16 protein-coding genes and 1 pseudogene are annotated in these 17,284 nt (G+C 53.5%); 7 read left to right on the top strand and 10 right to left on the bottom strand.

Annotated elements, in window-relative coordinates; all coding sequences use genetic code 11:
- Positions 1-40 precede the first annotated feature (40 nt).
- Together murQ and VMT62_15740 are read right to left on the bottom strand one after the other, a co-directional pair.
- The gene (murQ, locus tag VMT62_15745) at positions 41-961 is read right to left on the bottom strand and encodes an N-acetylmuramic acid 6-phosphate etherase (GenBank protein ID HVN97882.1); all 921 of its coding nucleotides are present in this window, start codon (positions 959-961) and stop codon (positions 41-43) included.
- Positions 961-1,764, bottom strand: a complete 804-nt coding sequence (locus tag VMT62_15740) for an SDR family NAD(P)-dependent oxidoreductase (GenBank protein HVN97881.1) — start codon at positions 1,762-1,764, stop codon at positions 961-963. The genes murQ and VMT62_15740 overlap by 1 nt, the downstream gene beginning before the upstream one ends.
- A gap of 216 nt (positions 1,765-1,980) precedes the next feature.
- On the opposite strand from VMT62_15740, the gene VMT62_15735 reads away from it, so the two are divergent.
- The 7 genes from VMT62_15735 to VMT62_15705 all read left to right on the top strand — a co-directional run bounded on the left by VMT62_15735 (position 1,981) and on the right by VMT62_15705 (position 8,151).
- Positions 1,981-3,585, top strand: a complete 1,605-nt coding sequence (locus VMT62_15735) for an alpha/beta hydrolase (GenBank protein HVN97880.1) — start codon at positions 1,981-1,983, stop codon at positions 3,583-3,585.
- 56 nt (positions 3,586-3,641) lie between these two features.
- Positions 3,642-4,607: a MetQ/NlpA family ABC transporter substrate-binding protein gene (locus VMT62_15730; GenBank protein HVN97879.1), complete on the top strand. Its 966-nt coding sequence runs from the start codon at positions 3,642-3,644 to the stop codon at positions 4,605-4,607.
- Positions 4,591-5,349, top strand: a complete 759-nt coding sequence (locus tag VMT62_15725; protein HVN97878.1) for an ATP-binding cassette domain-containing protein — start codon at positions 4,591-4,593, stop codon at positions 5,347-5,349. The genes VMT62_15730 and VMT62_15725 overlap by 17 nt, the downstream gene beginning before the upstream one ends.
- Positions 5,346-6,092, top strand: a complete 747-nt coding sequence (locus VMT62_15720) for an ABC transporter permease (GenBank protein ID HVN97877.1) — start codon at positions 5,346-5,348, stop codon at positions 6,090-6,092. The genes VMT62_15725 and VMT62_15720 overlap by 4 nt, the downstream gene beginning before the upstream one ends.
- Positions 6,077-6,958: a ubiquinone/menaquinone biosynthesis methyltransferase gene (locus VMT62_15715; GenBank protein ID HVN97876.1), complete on the top strand. Its 882-nt coding sequence runs from the start codon at positions 6,077-6,079 to the stop codon at positions 6,956-6,958. The genes VMT62_15720 and VMT62_15715 overlap by 16 nt, the downstream gene beginning before the upstream one ends.
- Positions 6,955-7,854, top strand: coding sequence for a 1,4-dihydroxy-2-naphthoate octaprenyltransferase (gene menA, locus VMT62_15710; protein ID HVN97875.1), 900 nt, complete (start codon positions 6,955-6,957; stop codon positions 7,852-7,854). The genes VMT62_15715 and menA overlap by 4 nt, the downstream gene beginning before the upstream one ends.
- Before the next feature lie 96 nt (positions 7,855-7,950).
- Positions 7,951-8,151, top strand: coding sequence for a hypothetical protein (locus tag VMT62_15705; GenBank protein ID HVN97874.1), 201 nt, complete (start codon positions 7,951-7,953; stop codon positions 8,149-8,151).
- 328 nt (positions 8,152-8,479) lie between these two features.
- On the opposite strand, the pseudogene VMT62_15700 reads toward VMT62_15705, so the two are convergent.
- The 8 genes and pseudogenes from VMT62_15700 to VMT62_15665 form a co-directional block, all read right to left on the bottom strand.
- Positions 8,480-8,668, bottom strand: a pseudogene (locus VMT62_15700) (Rdx family protein).
- Between the two features lie 315 nt (positions 8,669-8,983).
- Complete coding sequence (locus tag VMT62_15695) at positions 8,984-10,834, bottom strand: ASKHA domain-containing protein (protein HVN97873.1); 1,851 nt, start codon at positions 10,832-10,834, stop codon at positions 8,984-8,986.
- A 10-nt stretch (positions 10,835-10,844) separates the two neighbouring features.
- On the bottom strand, positions 10,845-11,705 hold the full coding sequence (locus VMT62_15690) for a uroporphyrinogen decarboxylase family protein (protein ID HVN97872.1): 861 nt from the start codon (positions 11,703-11,705) through the stop codon (positions 10,845-10,847).
- The gene (locus VMT62_15685) at positions 11,698-12,546 is read right to left on the bottom strand and encodes a dihydropteroate synthase (protein ID HVN97871.1); all 849 of its coding nucleotides are present in this window, start codon (positions 12,544-12,546) and stop codon (positions 11,698-11,700) included. The genes VMT62_15690 and VMT62_15685 overlap by 8 nt, the downstream gene beginning before the upstream one ends.
- Positions 12,547-12,597: 51 nt before the next feature.
- Positions 12,598-13,470, bottom strand: a complete 873-nt coding sequence (locus tag VMT62_15680; protein HVN97870.1) for a tetrahydrofolate dehydrogenase/cyclohydrolase catalytic domain-containing protein — start codon at positions 13,468-13,470, stop codon at positions 12,598-12,600.
- 63 nt (positions 13,471-13,533) lie between these two features.
- Entirely contained in the window at positions 13,534-15,294 is a 1,761-nt protein-coding gene (locus VMT62_15675; GenBank protein HVN97869.1) for a formate--tetrahydrofolate ligase, read from the bottom strand.
- 86 nt (positions 15,295-15,380) lie between these two features.
- A complete protein-coding gene (locus tag VMT62_15670; GenBank protein HVN97868.1) occupies positions 15,381-16,631 on the bottom strand; it encodes a uroporphyrinogen decarboxylase family protein in 1,251 nt (416 codons plus the stop codon).
- 50 nt (positions 16,632-16,681) lie between these two features.
- A partial coding sequence (locus VMT62_15665; protein ID HVN97867.1) for a cobalamin-dependent protein occupies positions 16,682-17,284 on the bottom strand: 603 nt, incomplete at its 5' end.

The following is a 17,284-nucleotide window of genomic DNA, read 5'->3' as shown; positions in this document are numbered from 1 at the left end:
ATAGATGCGGCACCGCATTTTCAAATATAACCACTCATATTCAAAACCGTAACGCTTCCCTGAAAGATCCCCCTGCTTTTTTCAGGCGCCCTACCGCCTCTTTGCGCGTAATACCTTTGAGCTTCATGAGAAGCGCGACCTTGACGCGGCCACCTGCATTCATAAGAAGGGTCTCGGCTTCTTTCTCGCCTGAGCCGGTTATCTTTCGGACGATCGTCAGGGAGCGCTCCTTTAATTTTTTGTTCGTCGCCGCCACATCGATCATATATCCGTCATAGACCCGTCCAAGCTTGATCATGGTGACTGTCGAGATCATGTTGAGGACCATTTTTGTTGCCGTGCCCGCCTTGAGCCGGGTGGAGCCTGCAATGATCTCCGGACCCACCGGAACGAAGATGGTGCCGTTGAGAAAAGGATAGGCCACATCGTTGCACGTCAAAAGCCAGCACCGGGCGTGAGAGAGTTTCGCGGCCTTGAGTGCGGCGATGACAAAGGGGGTCTTGCCACTCGCCGATATACCGAGAAGCATGTCGTTTGTTGTAAGGCCTGATACCGCTCTGATACCGGCATCTTCGTCATCCTCTGCGCCCTCTGCCGCCCGAGTAAGAGCCCTTCTGCCGCCCGCAATAATGCCTTGCACGGTTCGGGCCGGCACGCTGAAAGTGGGGGGTATCTCGGAGGCGTCAAGCACCCCGAGTCTCCCGCTCGTGCCCGCGCCGAGATAAACGAGACGTCCGCCGGAGCGGATCACACGAATCGCCTCTTCTATGGCGGAACAGATGGATGGTCTCGCTTTGGTCACGGCGCGTGCGGCCAGCATATCTTCCTCACTCATCACATCGACGATTTCTTGAATGGAGGATAGATCGATCTTTTCCGACCGGGGGTTTTGTTCTTCCGTGAACGTGACGTTCTTTCCCTGCCTCATCCCATGCTTGTTCCTGAGTCCTTTATCGGTCATCACCTCATCCAACTTCCGCCTGTTACACAGATGGTTTGACCGGTTATATACTCCCCCTCATCGGACACAAGGAATAAGACCGTGCCCGCGATGTCCTCGGGCGTTCCTTTTCTCGGATATGGTATCTCGGCAAACATCCTTTGGATCTCTTCCTCGGGATAGATACTCGGTATGTATTCGTTGAAGATGAAGCTTGGAGCGATGCTATTCGCCGTAATATGGTACGGGGCCCCTTCCATGGCGAGACACCTCGTGAACGCCATAACCCCCGCTTTGGCCGCCGCATAATGGGCATGACCTCCGTTGAGGCCCCGATATCCGGCGACAGACGTGATATTTACGATACGGCCGCCGTTCTGCTTCATCATGACCGGCAAAACCTCGCGGGTGAAATAGAAAGTGCCTTTAAGCGAGGTGTTGATGACGAGGTCCCAGGTCTCATCGCTCATATCGACAATCTGCACCGGACGGTTCGTTCCTGCGTTATTGAAGAGTATATCGATACGTCCGAACTTGTCGAGTGTGGCCCCGACCACGTTTTTCACCTCTCTCAAGTTCGTGACATCGCATCGAATGCCGATCGATTCAACGCCGTACTCATCATGGATAGACTGCGCCACACGGCTCGCCCGCTTCTCGTGGCCGTCCGTGACCACAAGGCGCGCCCCCTCGCGTGCCATGGCACGCGCCGTGGCCTGACCGATCCCGGCCCCCGCTGCTGCCGTCAATATGGCGACTCTATCCTTGAGCCGTATCGTACCCATATCCGCACAAACCGGTCGTTTTCTCGATCCTCTTTTCATCGCCTCCATCCTTTTCTCCGCTTGTATTATCATACAAAAAACCTTAAGAGTCGCACAAGAAGAAACTTTTTCGTACTCGATATGGCGAAAAGATCAAGCCGGAAAGCTCTTTTTTATGGATGCGGATTGTGATAAATTTAATGCATCTTTCTAAGTTTGCAATATGACAGGGAGTTAAAAATGCGATTCTTAACCTCATGGATGGAGGGGGCTATCATGCGAAAAGGTGTCGCAAAACTCGCGGGATGGATCACCGTTTTTACCTTCATTTTCATTTTTTGCTCCTGTATTGAATGCGCCCTCGCCAGGCAGGAGATCGTCTCACTTTCGACCCGTTACGATGCGAATGGCCGTGGTATCACCCTCACCTATCTTATCGATACCCCGGACGTGAAAGAGATGCGCTGCATACTTTTTGTTATCCCGGGAGGCAACGGCCTCATGAAGTTGTCTAAGAAGAGTGACGGAACCATAACCCATGCGTTAAGAGCCAATACCTTCATGAGACTCGCGCCATTCTTCCGGGAACGGTCAATCGGACTCGCTTTCATCGATGTCCCGTCTGACCACGCTGACGGCATCAATACCAACTTCCGCAAAGATAAGGCCCATCTCACCGATCTTGAAGGGGTGGTGAAGGACTTGAAGAACCGGTATCCTTCTACGAAGATCTATATGGGCTCAAGCGGGTCTGGCGGCATATCGGCGCTCTTCTCGGCCAAAGGCGCGGCTGCGAACATAAGCGGCGTTATCCTCGCCGGGGCCGATTACAATCAATTGCATGCCTATGACCATTCGGGAATCAAGATCCCCGTTATTGCGCTACATCATATGGAGGACGGATGCGACTCTTCGCCGTTCTTAGAGGCAAAAGAGGTCGCTGAAAAATACTCCTTCGGTCTTGTGCCCTTCTCAGGAGGCAAGCCTGACACGGACAAAGACCCTTGCGGCTCGCTCACAAAGCACGGCTTTGTGGGCCTTGAGGGGCAGCTCGCTCAGGCAATCGATGACTTTATGGAGGGGAGGAAGGCCTCTGTTCAAACTGCTCAAGACGCAAAAGTCTTTCTCAATGAGCACGTGGTCTTTGTTCCCATGCAAAATGATTCCCAGGAAATCAAGCTTCAGACTACTGTTTTTCAGCCGGACGGCGCAGGACCGTTTCCGCTCATCGTCTTAAGCCACGGCGTGCCTTTTGATAAGGCAGAAGCCGCCGAAGTCAAATACCGGCAGAGATTCAGCGCCCAGGCTCAGGAATTCGTCAATCGGGGTTTCGTGGTCGCTATCCCCATGAGAAGGGGTTACGGGCTATCCGGCGGCCGCATGAACAACTCTGTCGGTTCGACGATCCATACATTCGGTCTGGAGGATGCAAAGGATATTAAGGCAACTGTGGATTTCATGAGTCGGCAGCCAGCGGTTGACCCAAAGCGCATAGTGCTCGTCGGACAATCCGGCGGCGGACTGGCGTCCTTAGCGTATGGCAGCCTGGCCGATCCCAATGTAAAGGGGATCATCAATTTTGCCGGCGGTCTCAAAGTTACTTCAAGGACGCGCTGGGATATTGAGATGGCAGATGCGTTCGGCAACTTTGCCAGGACCACGAAGGTTCCCTCGCTCTGGTTTTATACGGAAAATGACAGCTATTTCCCGCCTGATGTGGCGCGGAGGGCTTACGAGGCATATCAGAAGAACGGGGGCCAGGCGAAACTGATTCCACTCGCCGCATTCAGAAAAGATGGTCACTTGCTCTTCCATAGCGCCGAGGGAAATCAGATATGGAGAGAAGAGGTGCTTAAGTTTCTTGCACAGATCGGATTTTGACATCGCAGGCAAGGACGCGTGCGTCAGGAAATAATACGACAACGGGGTGGTCTTTTATGAATTCAATAAAACGCCTGGGCATACTCGTCATCGTGTGCGTGCTTGCGCTCCCCGTCGGCGGCAACTCACGAGAAGACACGAAAATGACCGCTCTCCCTGTGGCAATCAAGTTCGGCACCATTCCCGTTCTGCAGTCGCTCCCGCTGTTCGTGGCGAGCGAGAAAGGTTTTTTCAAAGAACAGGGGCTCAACGTAGAGATTGTGCTCTTTAATTCGGCCTTGGAAAAAGATATCGCCCTCACGTCAGGCCAGATTATCGGCTATTTCGGGGACCTCATGACACCTATGGTGCTTCAGGCAAACGGGGCCGGCGTGCGAATGGTGGCCGTAAACTTCAATACGACCGGTGACCGACGGATGTTTGCGATCCTCGCATCACCGAAGGCAAAAGACAAGACCCTCGCAGAGCTCGCCCGTGCCGGTATTGCCACTTCCTCTAACAGCATTGCAGATTATCTTATCGTACGGCTCCTTGAGCGCCGCAAAATAAGCAAAGATGCGATCAATCTCGTCGACGTAAAGAACATCCCGATTCGCCTCCAGATGCTTTTATCCGGCCAGGTACCCGCTGCGCTCATGCCTGAACCCCTCGCAACGCTCGCCGAAACCAAAGGGGCAAAAGCCTTGATCGACGACAGAGGTCAGGGGCTTTCAGCCACGGTGCTCGCGTTCAACGAGAGATTCCTGAACGGGAATCCCCAGGCGGTGAAAGCCTTCCACAAGGCGTTGAACAGGGCATCGGAGTATATCAATAAGAACCCCGACGAAGTGCGTGCGATCATGAACCGGGATTGCAAAATGCCCGAGCCCCTCCAGGGTTCTTTCCCGATCCCCAGATTTCCCAAGCTCGCTATCCCCGCGGCCGATCAGGTCATGGATGTCTACAGGTGGCTTAGCGAAAAACAGATCATCACAAAAAACATGACATACAAGGACATGGTTGCAGATGGGTTCTTACCGTAAATTCCTCCACGTCGAGGAACTGGGCAAGACATACCTCACGGAAAAAGGGCACAAGACCGTGCTGCAAGGGGTGAATTTTGAGATGCCCGTCCGTGATTCGCTTGCTATCGTCGGCCCTTCCGGTTGCGGCAAGACAACGCTCATCCTCGCTATAGCCGGACTCCTTGAATCAACAACCGGTTCTGTAGTTTTCCGTGACGCACCGCTCACTGAACCTCACCGTGACATCGCACTCGTGCTTCAGGAATACGGTCTCTTCCCATGGAAGACGGCAGGGGCAAACATTACGCTCGGCGCGAGGCTGAGAAACATAGAGGTCTCCCCTAAACGCCTCGAGAATATCAAGAAAGAGCTCGACATCGAGGGTCTCGATCATCTCTATCCCACGCAGCTCTCAGGAGGGCAACGTCAGCGAGTGGCCCTTGCCAGGGCGCTACTCACCAATCCGCTCCTGTTGCTGCTTGATGAGCCCTTCGCGGCTATCGATACGGTGACCCGCGAGAGACTGCAGAACCAGTTGCTTCAGGCATTCAAGAGATGGCAGTTCAGCTTCATTATTGTGACCCACAACATCGAAGAGGCGGTATTTTTGGGAAAGAGGATCATCGTACTCGCCAACGACGCCCCCAGCATAAAGATGATCATCGACAACCCTGCCATGGGGGAAGTGGGTTATCGCGACCAAGGATCGTTCTTCGAACTCACCACGGCGCTACGAAAGACACTCGAGGAGACCGCGTGAGAGGACGACAGGCTGGAATCTACGTTATTACGATCCTACTCATTTACGCCCTCTGGTACGTACTTTCCGTGATTCTGGGAAACAACGTGCTCCCGGACCCCTTTCTCGTGTTCCTTCGAGGATTTAAAGAAATCGCCAAGGTCTCTTTCTGGGTCCATGTGGAGGTGAGCGTTTTGAGGATGCTTTCAGGCCTATTTTTCGCCTTCATCCTTGCCGTCCCCGCGGGACTTGTCCTCGGCAGTAACCCGAAACTCGACAGACTCTTCGCCCCGCTCATCTATCTTGGTTATCCTATCCCCAAGATCGTGTTGATGCCTATCGTCTTCGTCCTTTTCGGCATCGGAGACACAGGCAAGATAGTGCTTTTGACCATGATCATCTTTTTTCAGCTTCTTATCACCACCCGGGACAGCGCCCGCAAGATCAGTGATGAAATCGTCTATTCTTTTAGATCCCTCGGGGGCACACGCCTCGATTATTACATTCATGTGGTTTGGCCCGTGAGTCTTCCCGGGGTCATCACGTCACTGCGCATCGGCACGGGAACTGCCGTTGCAGTACTCTTCTTCGTAGAATCGATCGCCACGAACAAAGGGCTCGGCTTCTACATTATCGACGCCTGGGGAAGGGCCGACTACGCGACCATGTTCGTAGGTATCATCTCCCTCTCCATCATGGGTATCGTGCTCTATGAGTTCTTCGATCTTCTCGAAAGGAAGTTCTGCACATGGAAAAGCCAGTAGGATACAGGTATCCTCCGGTAAGCAAGGCCACTGATGACGAGCGCATCGGTATGGTCAAGGAAATCTTCTCCACGATCACCGGCAAGTATGATTTTCTGAATCGCCTGCTCAGCCTTCGCCGGGATGTGGCCTGGCGCCGTTTCTTAATCAAAAAAATGAGCATTCCCCAAGCGGGAAGGGCGCTCGATGTGGCATGCGGCACCGGTGATCTGTCTATCGGCATCGCGCGCAAATATCCAGGGGTCGTCGTGACGGGTGTGGATTTCGTTTACGAGATGGTTGCGACGGGCGCGCAAAAAGCCCAAAGAAAAGGCTTCGCTCACAGGATCAGATTCATTGAGGGCGATGCATTGAGGCTACCTTTTCGAGACGATTGCTTCGACGTGACCACAATGGCCTTCGGTATAAGAAATATCCCCGACAAGCTCACGGCTCTAAAAGAAATGGTCCGCGTTACCGCCCCGGGGGGACAGATCATGATCCTGGAAATGACTTTTATAGAAAACCGGCTCTTCAAATTTCTCTATTATATCTATTTGAATTACCTGCTTCCGGTGCTTGCCGGATTATTTTCCACCAACCGGGGCGCTTATTATTACCTCGCCGACTCGATCATGCATTTTCCTGCGCCGGACGCCTTCGCAGGGATGATGGAGGAAGCCGGCATGACCATGGTTAAGAAATATCCCCTCACGTGCGGCGTCACGTGGCTCCACGCGGGGCAGAAGAAGGAAGAAACAAACGAGGTACAGAGCAAGGCTGAACCCAACGACCGGAAAGAAAGTGCGGTCGTGTTACAACCGGGAAACAACGCAGTCGCAGTGAGCAAATTAGCGGGCTTAGAGGCGGGACGGGTAAGCGGATGAAGACGTTTTTCGCGAGCGGAAAGTTGAGGGCGTGGCTTCAGGCGAGCCGTTTGCCTTTCTACGTGGCCACTTTTATCCCGCTTTTCATCGGATGGGCGCTCGCTATCAAATATCATGGCATGGTGAGGCCCTGGCGATTTCTCCTCGTTTTTCTCGGCTCCCTCATGGTGCATCTTTTGACAAACCTGGCCAATGACTATTTCGACCACCTTGTGGGCACCGACTCGGGAGAGGCCATCGGCGGATCACGGGTGATCCAGCAGGGAAAAATCACGCCCGGGACTATGCTGCGGGTGATCATAATCCTCTATATACTCGCCTTTGCCATTGCATTCTTCATTGTCTTCTCTTTCAAATTGTATCTTCTCGCCGTGCCCATCCTTTTCGCAGCCGCAAGCAGCTATTTCTACACGGCGCCACCTGTCCGATACGGCTACTCAGGACTTGGCGAGCTCTTCGTGGCAATCAATATGGGACCCATCATGGTCGTGGGCACATACTGGGTTATCACGGGAGGCCCCGATGTGATACCCCTTTGTGTCTCGATCCCGGTAGGACTTATGGTAGCGCTTATTCTCTACTATCAGAGCCTGCCTGACATGAAAACCGATCAGGCGGCGGGAAAGCGCACCCTTGCGGTGAGGCTCGGCAAAAGGGGCGCGTTCAAGGGGCTCGTTCTGTTTTTCGTATTGATCTATCTCAGCATAGTAATGCTCATGGTTTTCGGACTGCTCTCGTGGTATAGTCTTGCCTTCTCCCTGAGCGTACCGCTCGCAGTGAAACTCATCGGCATCGCGCATAAGACCGATGAATGGGTACTGCTCGACAGGTATGGAAAGTATGTCCGTATCGCCTATTTCATCAATGGACTCGCGATTATTGCCGGCCTCCTCTAACTGAGAGACCTCAAAAACGTTCTTTACGCCCCCCTGTTGTACTCAAATGGTTGCGGCATTATATTGGTCTTGAGGAAGTTCTTCAGGGAGGCACGTATGAAAAAAATGGGCAGGGGAGTCATAGGAGCTTTCGCGCTCACGATGATCGCATTTTGGCTTTTAGCAGCAGGCGGGTGCGCCAGCATGGATGAGAATTCCGAACCCTCGAATCAATCCTATCACAAGGGTTATCCTTACGCGGGCTGTGACGGACGGCCCGTGTGGTGGTGTTTTAACGGTCCCCCAAGCGGTTATTGATCTCACTCAGTATTGACAAAAATATTTCAATTAAGATACGAACCGTTTGTGCAAGTTCCTTACATAAACGAACCGACAATATGAGAAGGAGTAGACAATTGCTTCTTCTCCATCGAAGAGGTGGCCGCGGTGACGAAAGAATCATCTAACTCTGCCGAGCAGGTCACCCAGGCCGCGGTGGAACTCAATGTGCTTTCTGTAAAACTGGATGAGTCTGTCCGTGGTTTCACCGTGTAGACGCGGTAAGATCCAACGACAAAATCGTTTAGACAAAGGCAGGCCACGGAAGGTAGCCTGCTACACCAGCCGGTCTCAATGGCTCCGCGCCTTAGCCGATCTCTGATTCAACCAATTTCGTGATTTCCCCTTGTTGGGGAAATCTTCGCCCTTCGATATGCTGTTTGGAGTAGATCAGCTTGCCGTCGCATTTCACATCGAAGACGCCGCCTGCGCCCTGGATCAATATGATAGTTGATTTGGGATAGCTCATCTTTAACTCTGCTTCCACACGGGAAGCCTGAGGAAGAAAGTTTCAGGCAACGCAATACTCAATAGAAATATTCATAGCCCCTCCTTCAATTCAAACAATCATGGAGTCATCCGCCAAGAACCATACCGGAAGCTAAGCCCTGTTGCAAGGGATTCCTGCAGGCTACGGGAAGTGTACCCGACACTGAACGTGAGCCTTTTATATATTATTATATTCTATTATCAATTCCGGGAAATGGTCAAAGACATCAATTTCCAAAAATGATTTGCATGTGCGTCGAAGAATGAATGCCCGCAGATTGACAAAGTCAGGCGCGAAAAGCCCTTCGGCCTCCACCCCATACTATCCTGGAAAGGAAAGGGCCTTAATAAACTCACGCTGAAACTCCTTTTCCAGCGCCAGCTCTATATGCTCAACCCTGCGTGCTATCCAGTCGGCCTCTTGCCTCTTGTCCCGATCGACGAGCGCCAGATATGCCCCGTGTCCCGCCGCATTTCCCACGACCAGGATGTTTTCGACCGGGCAATCAGGAAAGAGTCCTATGATGAGCGCGTTCTTTTTGTCGATATGAAGGCCGAAGGCGCCGGCGATCACGATCCGCTCAATGGAATCAAGTTTGAAATGGCGCATGAGGACCTTGCAGCCGCCATGGAGTGCCGCCTTGGCGAGCTGTATCTGGCGGATGTCCTTCTGAGTGAGGACAATGTCACGGCCTGTGCCCGTTTGACTGCCCGGCACGAACAGAAATTCTTTAATGCCCGTAGGCCCTGTTCTCAGTCCTTCTATGCCGGCTGCGTTAGTAAAGGCCCCATTCTTGCCTATGATCCCCGTTTTGGAAAGAAGTGCGACACCGTCTAAGATGGCCGAGCCGCACATGCCCACCGGTTTTAACTTTCCACGTGTGTGCTCGCTCGCCCACCCTCTTCTCCCGATCACCGCGTAATCGATCCCGTTCGTGGCCGGGTTGAGGCGTATCTTTTCTATGGCGCCCGCCGTTGCCCGCATGCCCGAGGATATCTCGGCGCCCTCAAAGGCGGGGCCCGTGGCGCAGGAACAGGACATGAGGCGTTCCCTGTTACCGAGTACGAGTTCGCCATTTGTGCCCAAATCTATGATGAGAGATATCTCGTCGTGATTGTAGGGCTCTTCGGAGAGCAGAACCCCTACGTTATCCGCCCCCACAAAGCCCGCTTCCACGGGAAGCACGTGGACGTAAGCATAAGGGTTCATCGCAAGCCCCAGGTGGCGGGCTCGCACATCCACGGAGGAGGTGACAGAGGGTTCAAACGGCCAGAGCCCCAGTTTGTCAGGGGCGATGCCTAAGAAGATGTGGTGCATCACCGTGTTACCGACAACGGTCGCGTCGAGGATCTGGTGGGGCTTAAAACCGCTCGCCCGTAACATCCGCTCTATCACCACATTGATCGAGCGGATGAGTTCCTCCCGCATCCTTTTGAGACCTGTAACGGGGTGGTCAACAGAGTAAGCGATGCGTGACATGATGTCCGTACCAAAGAGCACCTGGGGGTTGGTAACCGAACCGCTCGCAATGATATTGCCACTCTTTAAGTCGCACAGATAAAGCGCGAGCGTGGTTGTACCCACGTCAAGTGCAACTCCTAGGGCGCGCTCATCTTCTCCCCTCTCTACCGCGATCACCTCTTTGTCCATCCATACGAAGATCGTTATTTTTCTCGTATCTTTCGCAATCTCGCCCGGCCAGTCCACCTCTGTTGTGAGGTCATGAAGACCGTGTTTCAAGGCAAGGTGTCTTACCACGTCTTGAAATAAGATGTGCCCGCCATTTCCTTCCCTCGTCAAGTCAATTACGTAACTCTTTACGGCAGGATTGAGTTTTTTGGTTCTCTTTGAAAAGACCTTGTTTGCGGCTGACGATGTGAGGAGGTTCTCATCTGCCACGAAGACCGTCACGTCACCCAAGACGCGAGCCATGCAGGCAAGCCGATATCCGGCTTCTCTATCCGAGGGGCTCACAAACTGAGCTTCATGATCGACAAGAGGAGTGACACCGCCTTGAGCCACGCGGATTCTGCATTTGCCGCACCTGCCCTTGCCGTTACACTGCGAATCGATATAGACGCCGGCAACACGTGCCGCTTCCAGGATGGTCTTCCCCTCCTCTATGGCGACCTCTTTGAAGGACGGTGCGAAAGTAACCCTGACCTTGTTCATGAAGATACCCCTACCCTTCCCACAAGGGATAAAAGGCGCGCAGTTTCTCTTCCGGTATGTCAGCCGGAATGCTTCCCGTGGTGCCGAGGATGAGACCCCCGTGTTTGAATTCTTCTTCGGCGCGGTGAACCTCGTCACTGATATGCGCTACACTCCAGGCAAGCAAGTCAATATGTCCCATGAACGAGATGTGCTTACCGAATGTTTCGAGTAATTCGGCAAGGTCCATCCTGGCCTGCGCATCCACCGGATGTAGACAGTCATAGCCCGCACCGGCGATAAGGTGAATGACCGCCTTCATGTCGCCGTCAGAATGGATAAACGGAAAAAGTCCCTGCTCACGCACGATGGCTGCATAATCACGATACACAGGCAGTATGAGCTCAGCGAAATGACCGGACGAGAAAAGAAGTCCATTATTGCCGGCTATATCATCGGCCATGGCCATGGCGGAAAAACCATTATTCACAGCCATTCGCACCGTATCTCTCGCTTCCTTAAGAAACCGGGCGGCCATTTCCCGGAAGAGATCAGGCTTCTTTCGTAGACTCAACATTGCGTCACGGAATCCATACGCTTCGATCAAACGGGAGACGGGGCCGTTCGTTGCGCCCGTGAGAAAGTAGTCCTTAAGGGGTTGATACGCCTTTCGCGACAAAAACGAACGGGATGACTCCCCGCTTAGGTCTATCCCAACGAGAGACAGTCCCAATCCGCTCGCCGCCGCCTCTAATTGTCCTATGAATCCCCCACTCACGCCCCCGAAGTATCTATCGAGGAAATCGCTTCGGATAAAGAGCTCTCCCCGGGGCACGAACGCCACGGGTTTGTGACTCAGGGCATTAATGACAGTTTCACGGTGCTCACGCACTTTTCATCTTTCTGTAATAGGTGGTATAGCGGCGTGCTCTCGCGTCCCGGCCCAATAAGAGATCGGTAGCCATGATATAGGGCTTCATCTTTGCCGCATTCACTATGGCACAGTTGAGCCCGGCCTGAATTGCGAGTGAAAGAAAGACGGCATTGATCACCGGCCTTTCGGGCAAACCGAAAGAGACGTTGCTTGCCCCGAGCACGAGGTTCAACGAAAGCGCCCGCTTTACCGTGTGCATGGTCTCGACCGTGAGCAGCGCCGCGGCACTGTTTACGGCGCTCGATTCTGCTATGCAGTCGGCTATCAGTCTGTCCGCTCCGATGCCAAATTGTCCTGCCTGCTCCACAATGGAGGTGAGGATTTCGAGCCTTTTCGCAGCGTTATTCGGTATGCCCGCTGCATCGGATGCTATGATTTCAAGCGAGGTATCATATTTCTTTACCAGCGGAAGGAGGGCATCGAGGTGTTCTTTTTCACCGGTTACGGAACTGATAATGGGCTTGCCGCATCCAAGCTTCAAAGTAGCTTCGAGCGCCGCCGGATTTCTGCTCTCCAGGCACAGGGGCACATCCACAACCTCCATAACCGCCGCGGCAGCTTTTGGGAGGATAACGCCCTCATCCACGCCGAAGGCGGCCACGCTGATGATGAGGATATCAGCCCCGTCGCGCACCTGTTCCACCGCCATTTTGGCGATAGGCCCCATATCGCCCGTTACCATTCCCTGTTTGATGGGACCCTTGCCGAACGGGTTTATCCGCTCCCCGATAAGGACGGTGGGCAGATTATCGGAGATGATAACCTCTTTACCCTTAGCGCTTACTACTCGCGTTTCCATGTAACCTCCTCAAAAAATCTTGAACGCTTAAGACACGGAGCATTCATCGCTCTACGACTTAGCTGCCCTGAGCGTGTTCTGCATGAGCATGGTTATGGTCATGGGTCCCACGCCACCCGGAACGGGCGTGATCACCGATGCCTTTTCCTTCACCGCCTCAAAATCCACATCGCCGCAGAGTTTGGCCTTTCCTTCCGGCGTCATACCGATCCGATTCACCCCCACATCGATAACTACCGCCCCCTGCTTTACCATATCGGCGGTGATGGCTTTCGGCCTGCCTGCCGCTACGATCAGGATATCGGCCCGCCTTGTGTGCGCGGCTATATCTCTTGTGCCCGTATGGCACATGGTGACCGTGGCGTTTGCACCACTCGCTTTCTGGACAAGCATCATGGAAATGGGCTTCCCCACAAGATTGCTTCTGCCTACGACAACGACCTCCGCACCGTCGATGGTAACGCCGCTTCGTATGAGCATCTGCTGTATCCCGTAGGGTGTGCAGGGATAGAACTTGGCGTCACCGATCATGAGCCTTCCTACATTCACCGGATGGAAGCCGTCTACGTCTTTATCCGGATCGATGGCGTAGAGCACTCTCGTTTCGTTGATGTGGCGTGGCAGAGGTAACTGAACGAGGATACCGTGGATCTTCGGATCGCCGTTGTATCCGGCAATGAGTTCAAGGAGGGTCGCCTCTGATGCCTCCTCCGGCACGTCCTCCTGCACGGAATAGAAGCCGAGTTCCTTGGCGGTCTTCTGTTTTCCCGTGACGTAGCTTACGGATGCCGGGTTCTTGCCCACGATAATCGTCACAAGACCCGGTGTGATACCCCGTTCTTCTCTAAGACGCATCGTTTCCGTTCTTATCTCTTCCCTTATTTGAGAAGCGATCTCTGTTCCGCTTATTATTCTGGCCGACATTAGCACCCCTTTTTTGTTTTTTTATAGCTTAACACAAACTCACGCGGTTGTGCAGGAGCGGGCTTAGAATAGCCCCGTAACCTTGCCCGTTTCCGTGTTTACGTCTATCCGTCTGAATGCGGGGTCCGAGCCTGTGCCGGGCATGAGGCTTATTGCGCCGGTGACCGGACAGAGGAATTTTGCGCCCGTGAACACGAGAATATCCCTGACCGGTAATCTCCAATCCTTGGGCACCCCCTTGAGTTCAGGGTCATGAGACAGACTGAGATGAGTCTTGACCATCATGGTGAAATAGTCGCGTTTATCAGGATCGGCCTGAAGGCGATTGAGTTTGACCTCTGCGTCGGGGATCCACAACACGGAGCCGGCCCCGTAGACCTTTTGGGCAATGAGATCGACCCTCTCCTTAAGCGGCATCTCCAAAGGATAGAGGAACTTGAAATCCGTCTTTTCTTCACACGCATCGATAACCGCATCAGCAAGCTCCAGGGCCCCGTCACCGCCTTTGAGCCAGTGCTCCGATACTGCTACGCGCGCCCCTTCAGCCTCGGCGAACCTGCGCACGAGGGCAATCTCTTCTTTCGTATCCGTGGAAAAGCTGTTGATACAGACGACAGGTGTCATACCGGAGAGTTTTACCGTGCGGATGTGATGGATAAGATTCGCGACCCCCTTCTCCAGCAGGGCCAGGTTCTCCTGTGTATATTCAGGCGCAAGCGGTATGCCCGGCGCAACCCTCGGGCCGCCGCCGTGCATCTTCAATGCCCTGATGGTGGCGGTGATGACCGAGACGTTCGGGGTAAGCCCGCTGATCCTGCACTTCACGTTCCAGAATTTCTCGAAACCGATATCTGCAGCGAACCCGCTTTCCGTCACATGGTAATCGAAGAGTTTAAGTCCCACGCGGTCCGCGATAATCGATGACTGACCGATGGCTATATTGGCAAATGGTCCTGCATGAACGAGCACCGGCTGTCCTTCTATAGTCTGAAGCAACGTCGGGTTGATGCTCTCCCGCATGAAGGCGGTCATGGCTCCGGCGACTTCCAGGTCCTCGGTCGTAACAGGCCTTCCTTTGTAGTCGTACGCCACCGTTATCTTACCGATCCTCTGGCGCAGGTCTTTCAGATCCTTTGCGATAGAGAGAATGGCCATCAACTCTGAACTCACCGCGATATCAAATCGGGACTCCATGGTAAACCCATTCATCCTGCCGCCCAATCCGATGACGATGCTGCGCAATGCCTGGGCGCAGAAGTCCATGACCCACCCCATCTGGACGTTGCCGGCGTCGATTCCGATACGGTGCAGTTTTCGCATGGCAAGTTCCTTGTCGTTGTAATTCCTTTCATGCTGCATCCGCGACGTAAGGGCAACCATGGCCAGATTATGGGCGTTGATGATGTTATTGATGTCACCGGTCAAGCCGAGTGAGAACTCCGTGAGCGGTATGGCCTGGGCGTTACCGCCCCCTGCGGCACTCCCCTTGACGTTCATCGTGGGCCCGCCAGAAGGCTGCCGTATGGCGCCTCCCACGCTCTTTCCCCTTTTACCGAGACCCTCAATGAGCCCCATGGACGTGGTCGTCTTTCCCTCGCCAAGGGGTGTCGGCGTAATGGCCGTCACTTCAATGTATTTGCCGTCAGGTTTATTATTGAGCCTTTCCATGATCGCGGCAAAATTGACCCTCCCAATCCTGCCGTGGGGAATAATCTCATCTTTTGTAAGGCCGATTTCCTCCTGGAGCTGCCATATGGATTTCATCTGGCTTTCGGCGGCTTCGGAAATCTGCCAGTCTGCCATTTTGGTTGCATCGTAAGACATTCTATACCTCCCGGGATATAAGGGCCGTTGCCGCCGGGTCGTAAGATCATCTCCCCTTGCGCGGCTTAAGGACCCTTTTTCAGGGTTCAATAGACCCCGTATTCCTTAGTGAACTCAAACATTGCTCTTACATTCTCTGTCTTCGCATCATCGAGCGCTGCGGCGGCATCCAGAATAAATCCTCCGTCTTTCCCGGCCACATCTATCAATCTCTTGCAATATGCCCTTACGTCCTCGGGCGTACCCGTGGCAAGTATGGAGAGGGGAACGTTCCCACGAATGCACACCGTGCCCCCCAGGACTTGTTTTGCCCGGGCCATATCGGTCGCTTCAAAGGCGTAGATAGCCTTGCCCTGAGGCACGTCTTTAATGATGTTGAGGCGAGACGTACAGTTTCCTTCCCACAACGGACATGGCGTCAATCCACGATCGATGAGCGCAATCATGAGCTCCTTAAGCGTAGGCCAGAAGAATTTCTTGAACTGCTCTTCCGACATGAAGCCGTCGAGCCCTTTGTGCAGCGGGATGAAGACCCGCGGATTACTGGATGCTTTGGTGGAGGCAACGACCATCTCGAGCATGATGGGAAGGAGTTTTTCGCAGGCTGCAATCACCTTGGCCGGTCTCCGGTACATATCGGTCATGAGCCCTTTTGTACCGCGAAAGAAATCGCCGAGCGTATCAAACGGTGCCTGCGTGATCCCGCCCGACTGAAGTGGAAACCCCGCTTCTTTGGCCTTTTCCGAGTATAATCTGCCGTAGGAGGCGATTTGAGCCGATTTCTGTCCCGCCCTCTTTAACGCCTCAAGCGCCTGTTCCACCTCGGGAAAACTGAACGGGGCGAGTCCCGTGCCAAAACCCATATAGTAGGTAATGATGCTGTGCAGGGGTCTTAGTTTTTCGAGTCCCTTGAGTGCGCCGCACACGCGGGGCCAGTAACGTCTCACTATAAAGTCAGAGGGATCTAAAAGAAAATGATCGTACTCCTCGGCCAACATGTATTCGCCCTCGACGAACTGGTAGCTGTGATCGGATGTGAGGCCGTGGCCGGACCAGAGCAACTGTTTGAAATCAAGGGCATCAAGTAGCGGCCCCAAGAAACGCAGGCCGTAGGGGCTTTGGTCCATATCCGGCGCAAAGTCGGTGAGCGCCTTCCATTGCGCCTTCCAGAGCTTGTCGGGATCATACATAAACTCCTTTACCGACATGCCCACGTAGCGTGCGGGAAAAAAGCCGAACATGACCATAATGGGAACCCGATCAGGCTTCTTAAGCTGGGTTGCATCGAGTACCCGCTTCTCACGCTCCCGATATAGCTCCTGAGGCGTCTTTTTCATTAAGACCTCTTACCTCTCATCCTTACTCATCACGCACACGCATGGATTCTTTACTGTATCCATCCGTTACAGAGCGTTACCGCGGCCATGGCATCCTTACCATAGGCATCGGCCTTCACATACTTTCGGATCTCTTCATCGATCTGACCGCCGCCGATCATGATCTTGATCTTGTCTCTCAACCCTGCCTGTTCTATGGCCTCTACTGTCTTCTTCATGGAGTCAAACGCAAGGGTGAGAAATCCGGAGAGTCCTACCACCTGGGGGTGATACTCTTTGATCTTTTCCACGAAGACGTTAACCGGTACATCGATGCCGATGTTTAGAACGTCGTAGCCCGAGACATCGAGCATGAATTGAACGATATCGGTGCCGATATCGTGGATGTCTCCTGCCACGGTACCGATGAGTACTTTTCCCTTCTTCTGCGGAGGGCCCTGTTTCTCAAGTAAGGGTTTGACGATCTCCGAGATACCTTTGAGAATCTCTCCTGCCATCATAAGATCCGGGATGAAGTACTCTCCTGTCTCAAACCTCTTTCCTACGATCGCCATGGCTTGCCCTGCATCATCGAGGATGTCCATGGGGCTTGCGCCTGATGCAACGAGCTTTTTTACCTCAGCCGTGACCTCGTCTTCCATGAGGTCTGCCAT

It is taken from the genome of Syntrophorhabdaceae bacterium, from assembly GCA_035541755.1.
Taxonomy (GTDB): Bacteria; Desulfobacterota; Syntrophorhabdia; order Syntrophorhabdales; family Syntrophorhabdaceae; genus PNOF01.
Note: the sequence above shows the minus strand (reverse complement) of the source record. Positions and strands in the feature narration are given on the sequence as shown.

Coding starts and splice junctions, on each gene's coding strand:
- murQ (HVN97882.1), bottom strand. CDS start 961: ATGACCGATAAAGGACTCAGGAACAAGCATGGGATGAGGCAGGGAAAG.
- VMT62_15740 (HVN97881.1), bottom strand. CDS start 1,764: ATGAAAAGAGGATCGAGAAAACGACCGGTTTGTGCGGATATGGGTACG.
- VMT62_15735 (HVN97880.1), top strand. CDS start 1,981: ATGCGAAAAGGTGTCGCAAAACTCGCGGGATGGATCACCGTTTTTACC.
- VMT62_15730 (HVN97879.1), top strand. CDS start 3,642: ATGAATTCAATAAAACGCCTGGGCATACTCGTCATCGTGTGCGTGCTT.
- VMT62_15725 (HVN97878.1), top strand. CDS start 4,591: ATGGGTTCTTACCGTAAATTCCTCCACGTCGAGGAACTGGGCAAGACA.
- VMT62_15715 (HVN97876.1), top strand. CDS start 6,077: ATGGAAAAGCCAGTAGGATACAGGTATCCTCCGGTAAGCAAGGCCACT.
- menA (HVN97875.1), top strand. CDS start 6,955: ATGAAGACGTTTTTCGCGAGCGGAAAGTTGAGGGCGTGGCTTCAGGCG.
- VMT62_15705 (HVN97874.1), top strand. CDS start 7,951: ATGAAAAAAATGGGCAGGGGAGTCATAGGAGCTTTCGCGCTCACGATG.
- VMT62_15695 (HVN97873.1), bottom strand. CDS start 10,834: ATGAACAAGGTCAGGGTTACTTTCGCACCGTCCTTCAAAGAGGTCGCC.
- VMT62_15685 (HVN97871.1), bottom strand. CDS start 12,546: ATGGAAACGCGAGTAGTAAGCGCTAAGGGTAAAGAGGTTATCATCTCC.
- VMT62_15680 (HVN97870.1), bottom strand. CDS start 13,470: ATGTCGGCCAGAATAATAAGCGGAACAGAGATCGCTTCTCAAATAAGG.
- VMT62_15675 (HVN97869.1), bottom strand. CDS start 15,294: ATGTCTTACGATGCAACCAAAATGGCAGACTGGCAGATTTCCGAAGCC.
- VMT62_15670 (HVN97868.1), bottom strand. CDS start 16,631: ATGAAAAAGACGCCTCAGGAGCTATATCGGGAGCGTGAGAAGCGGGTA.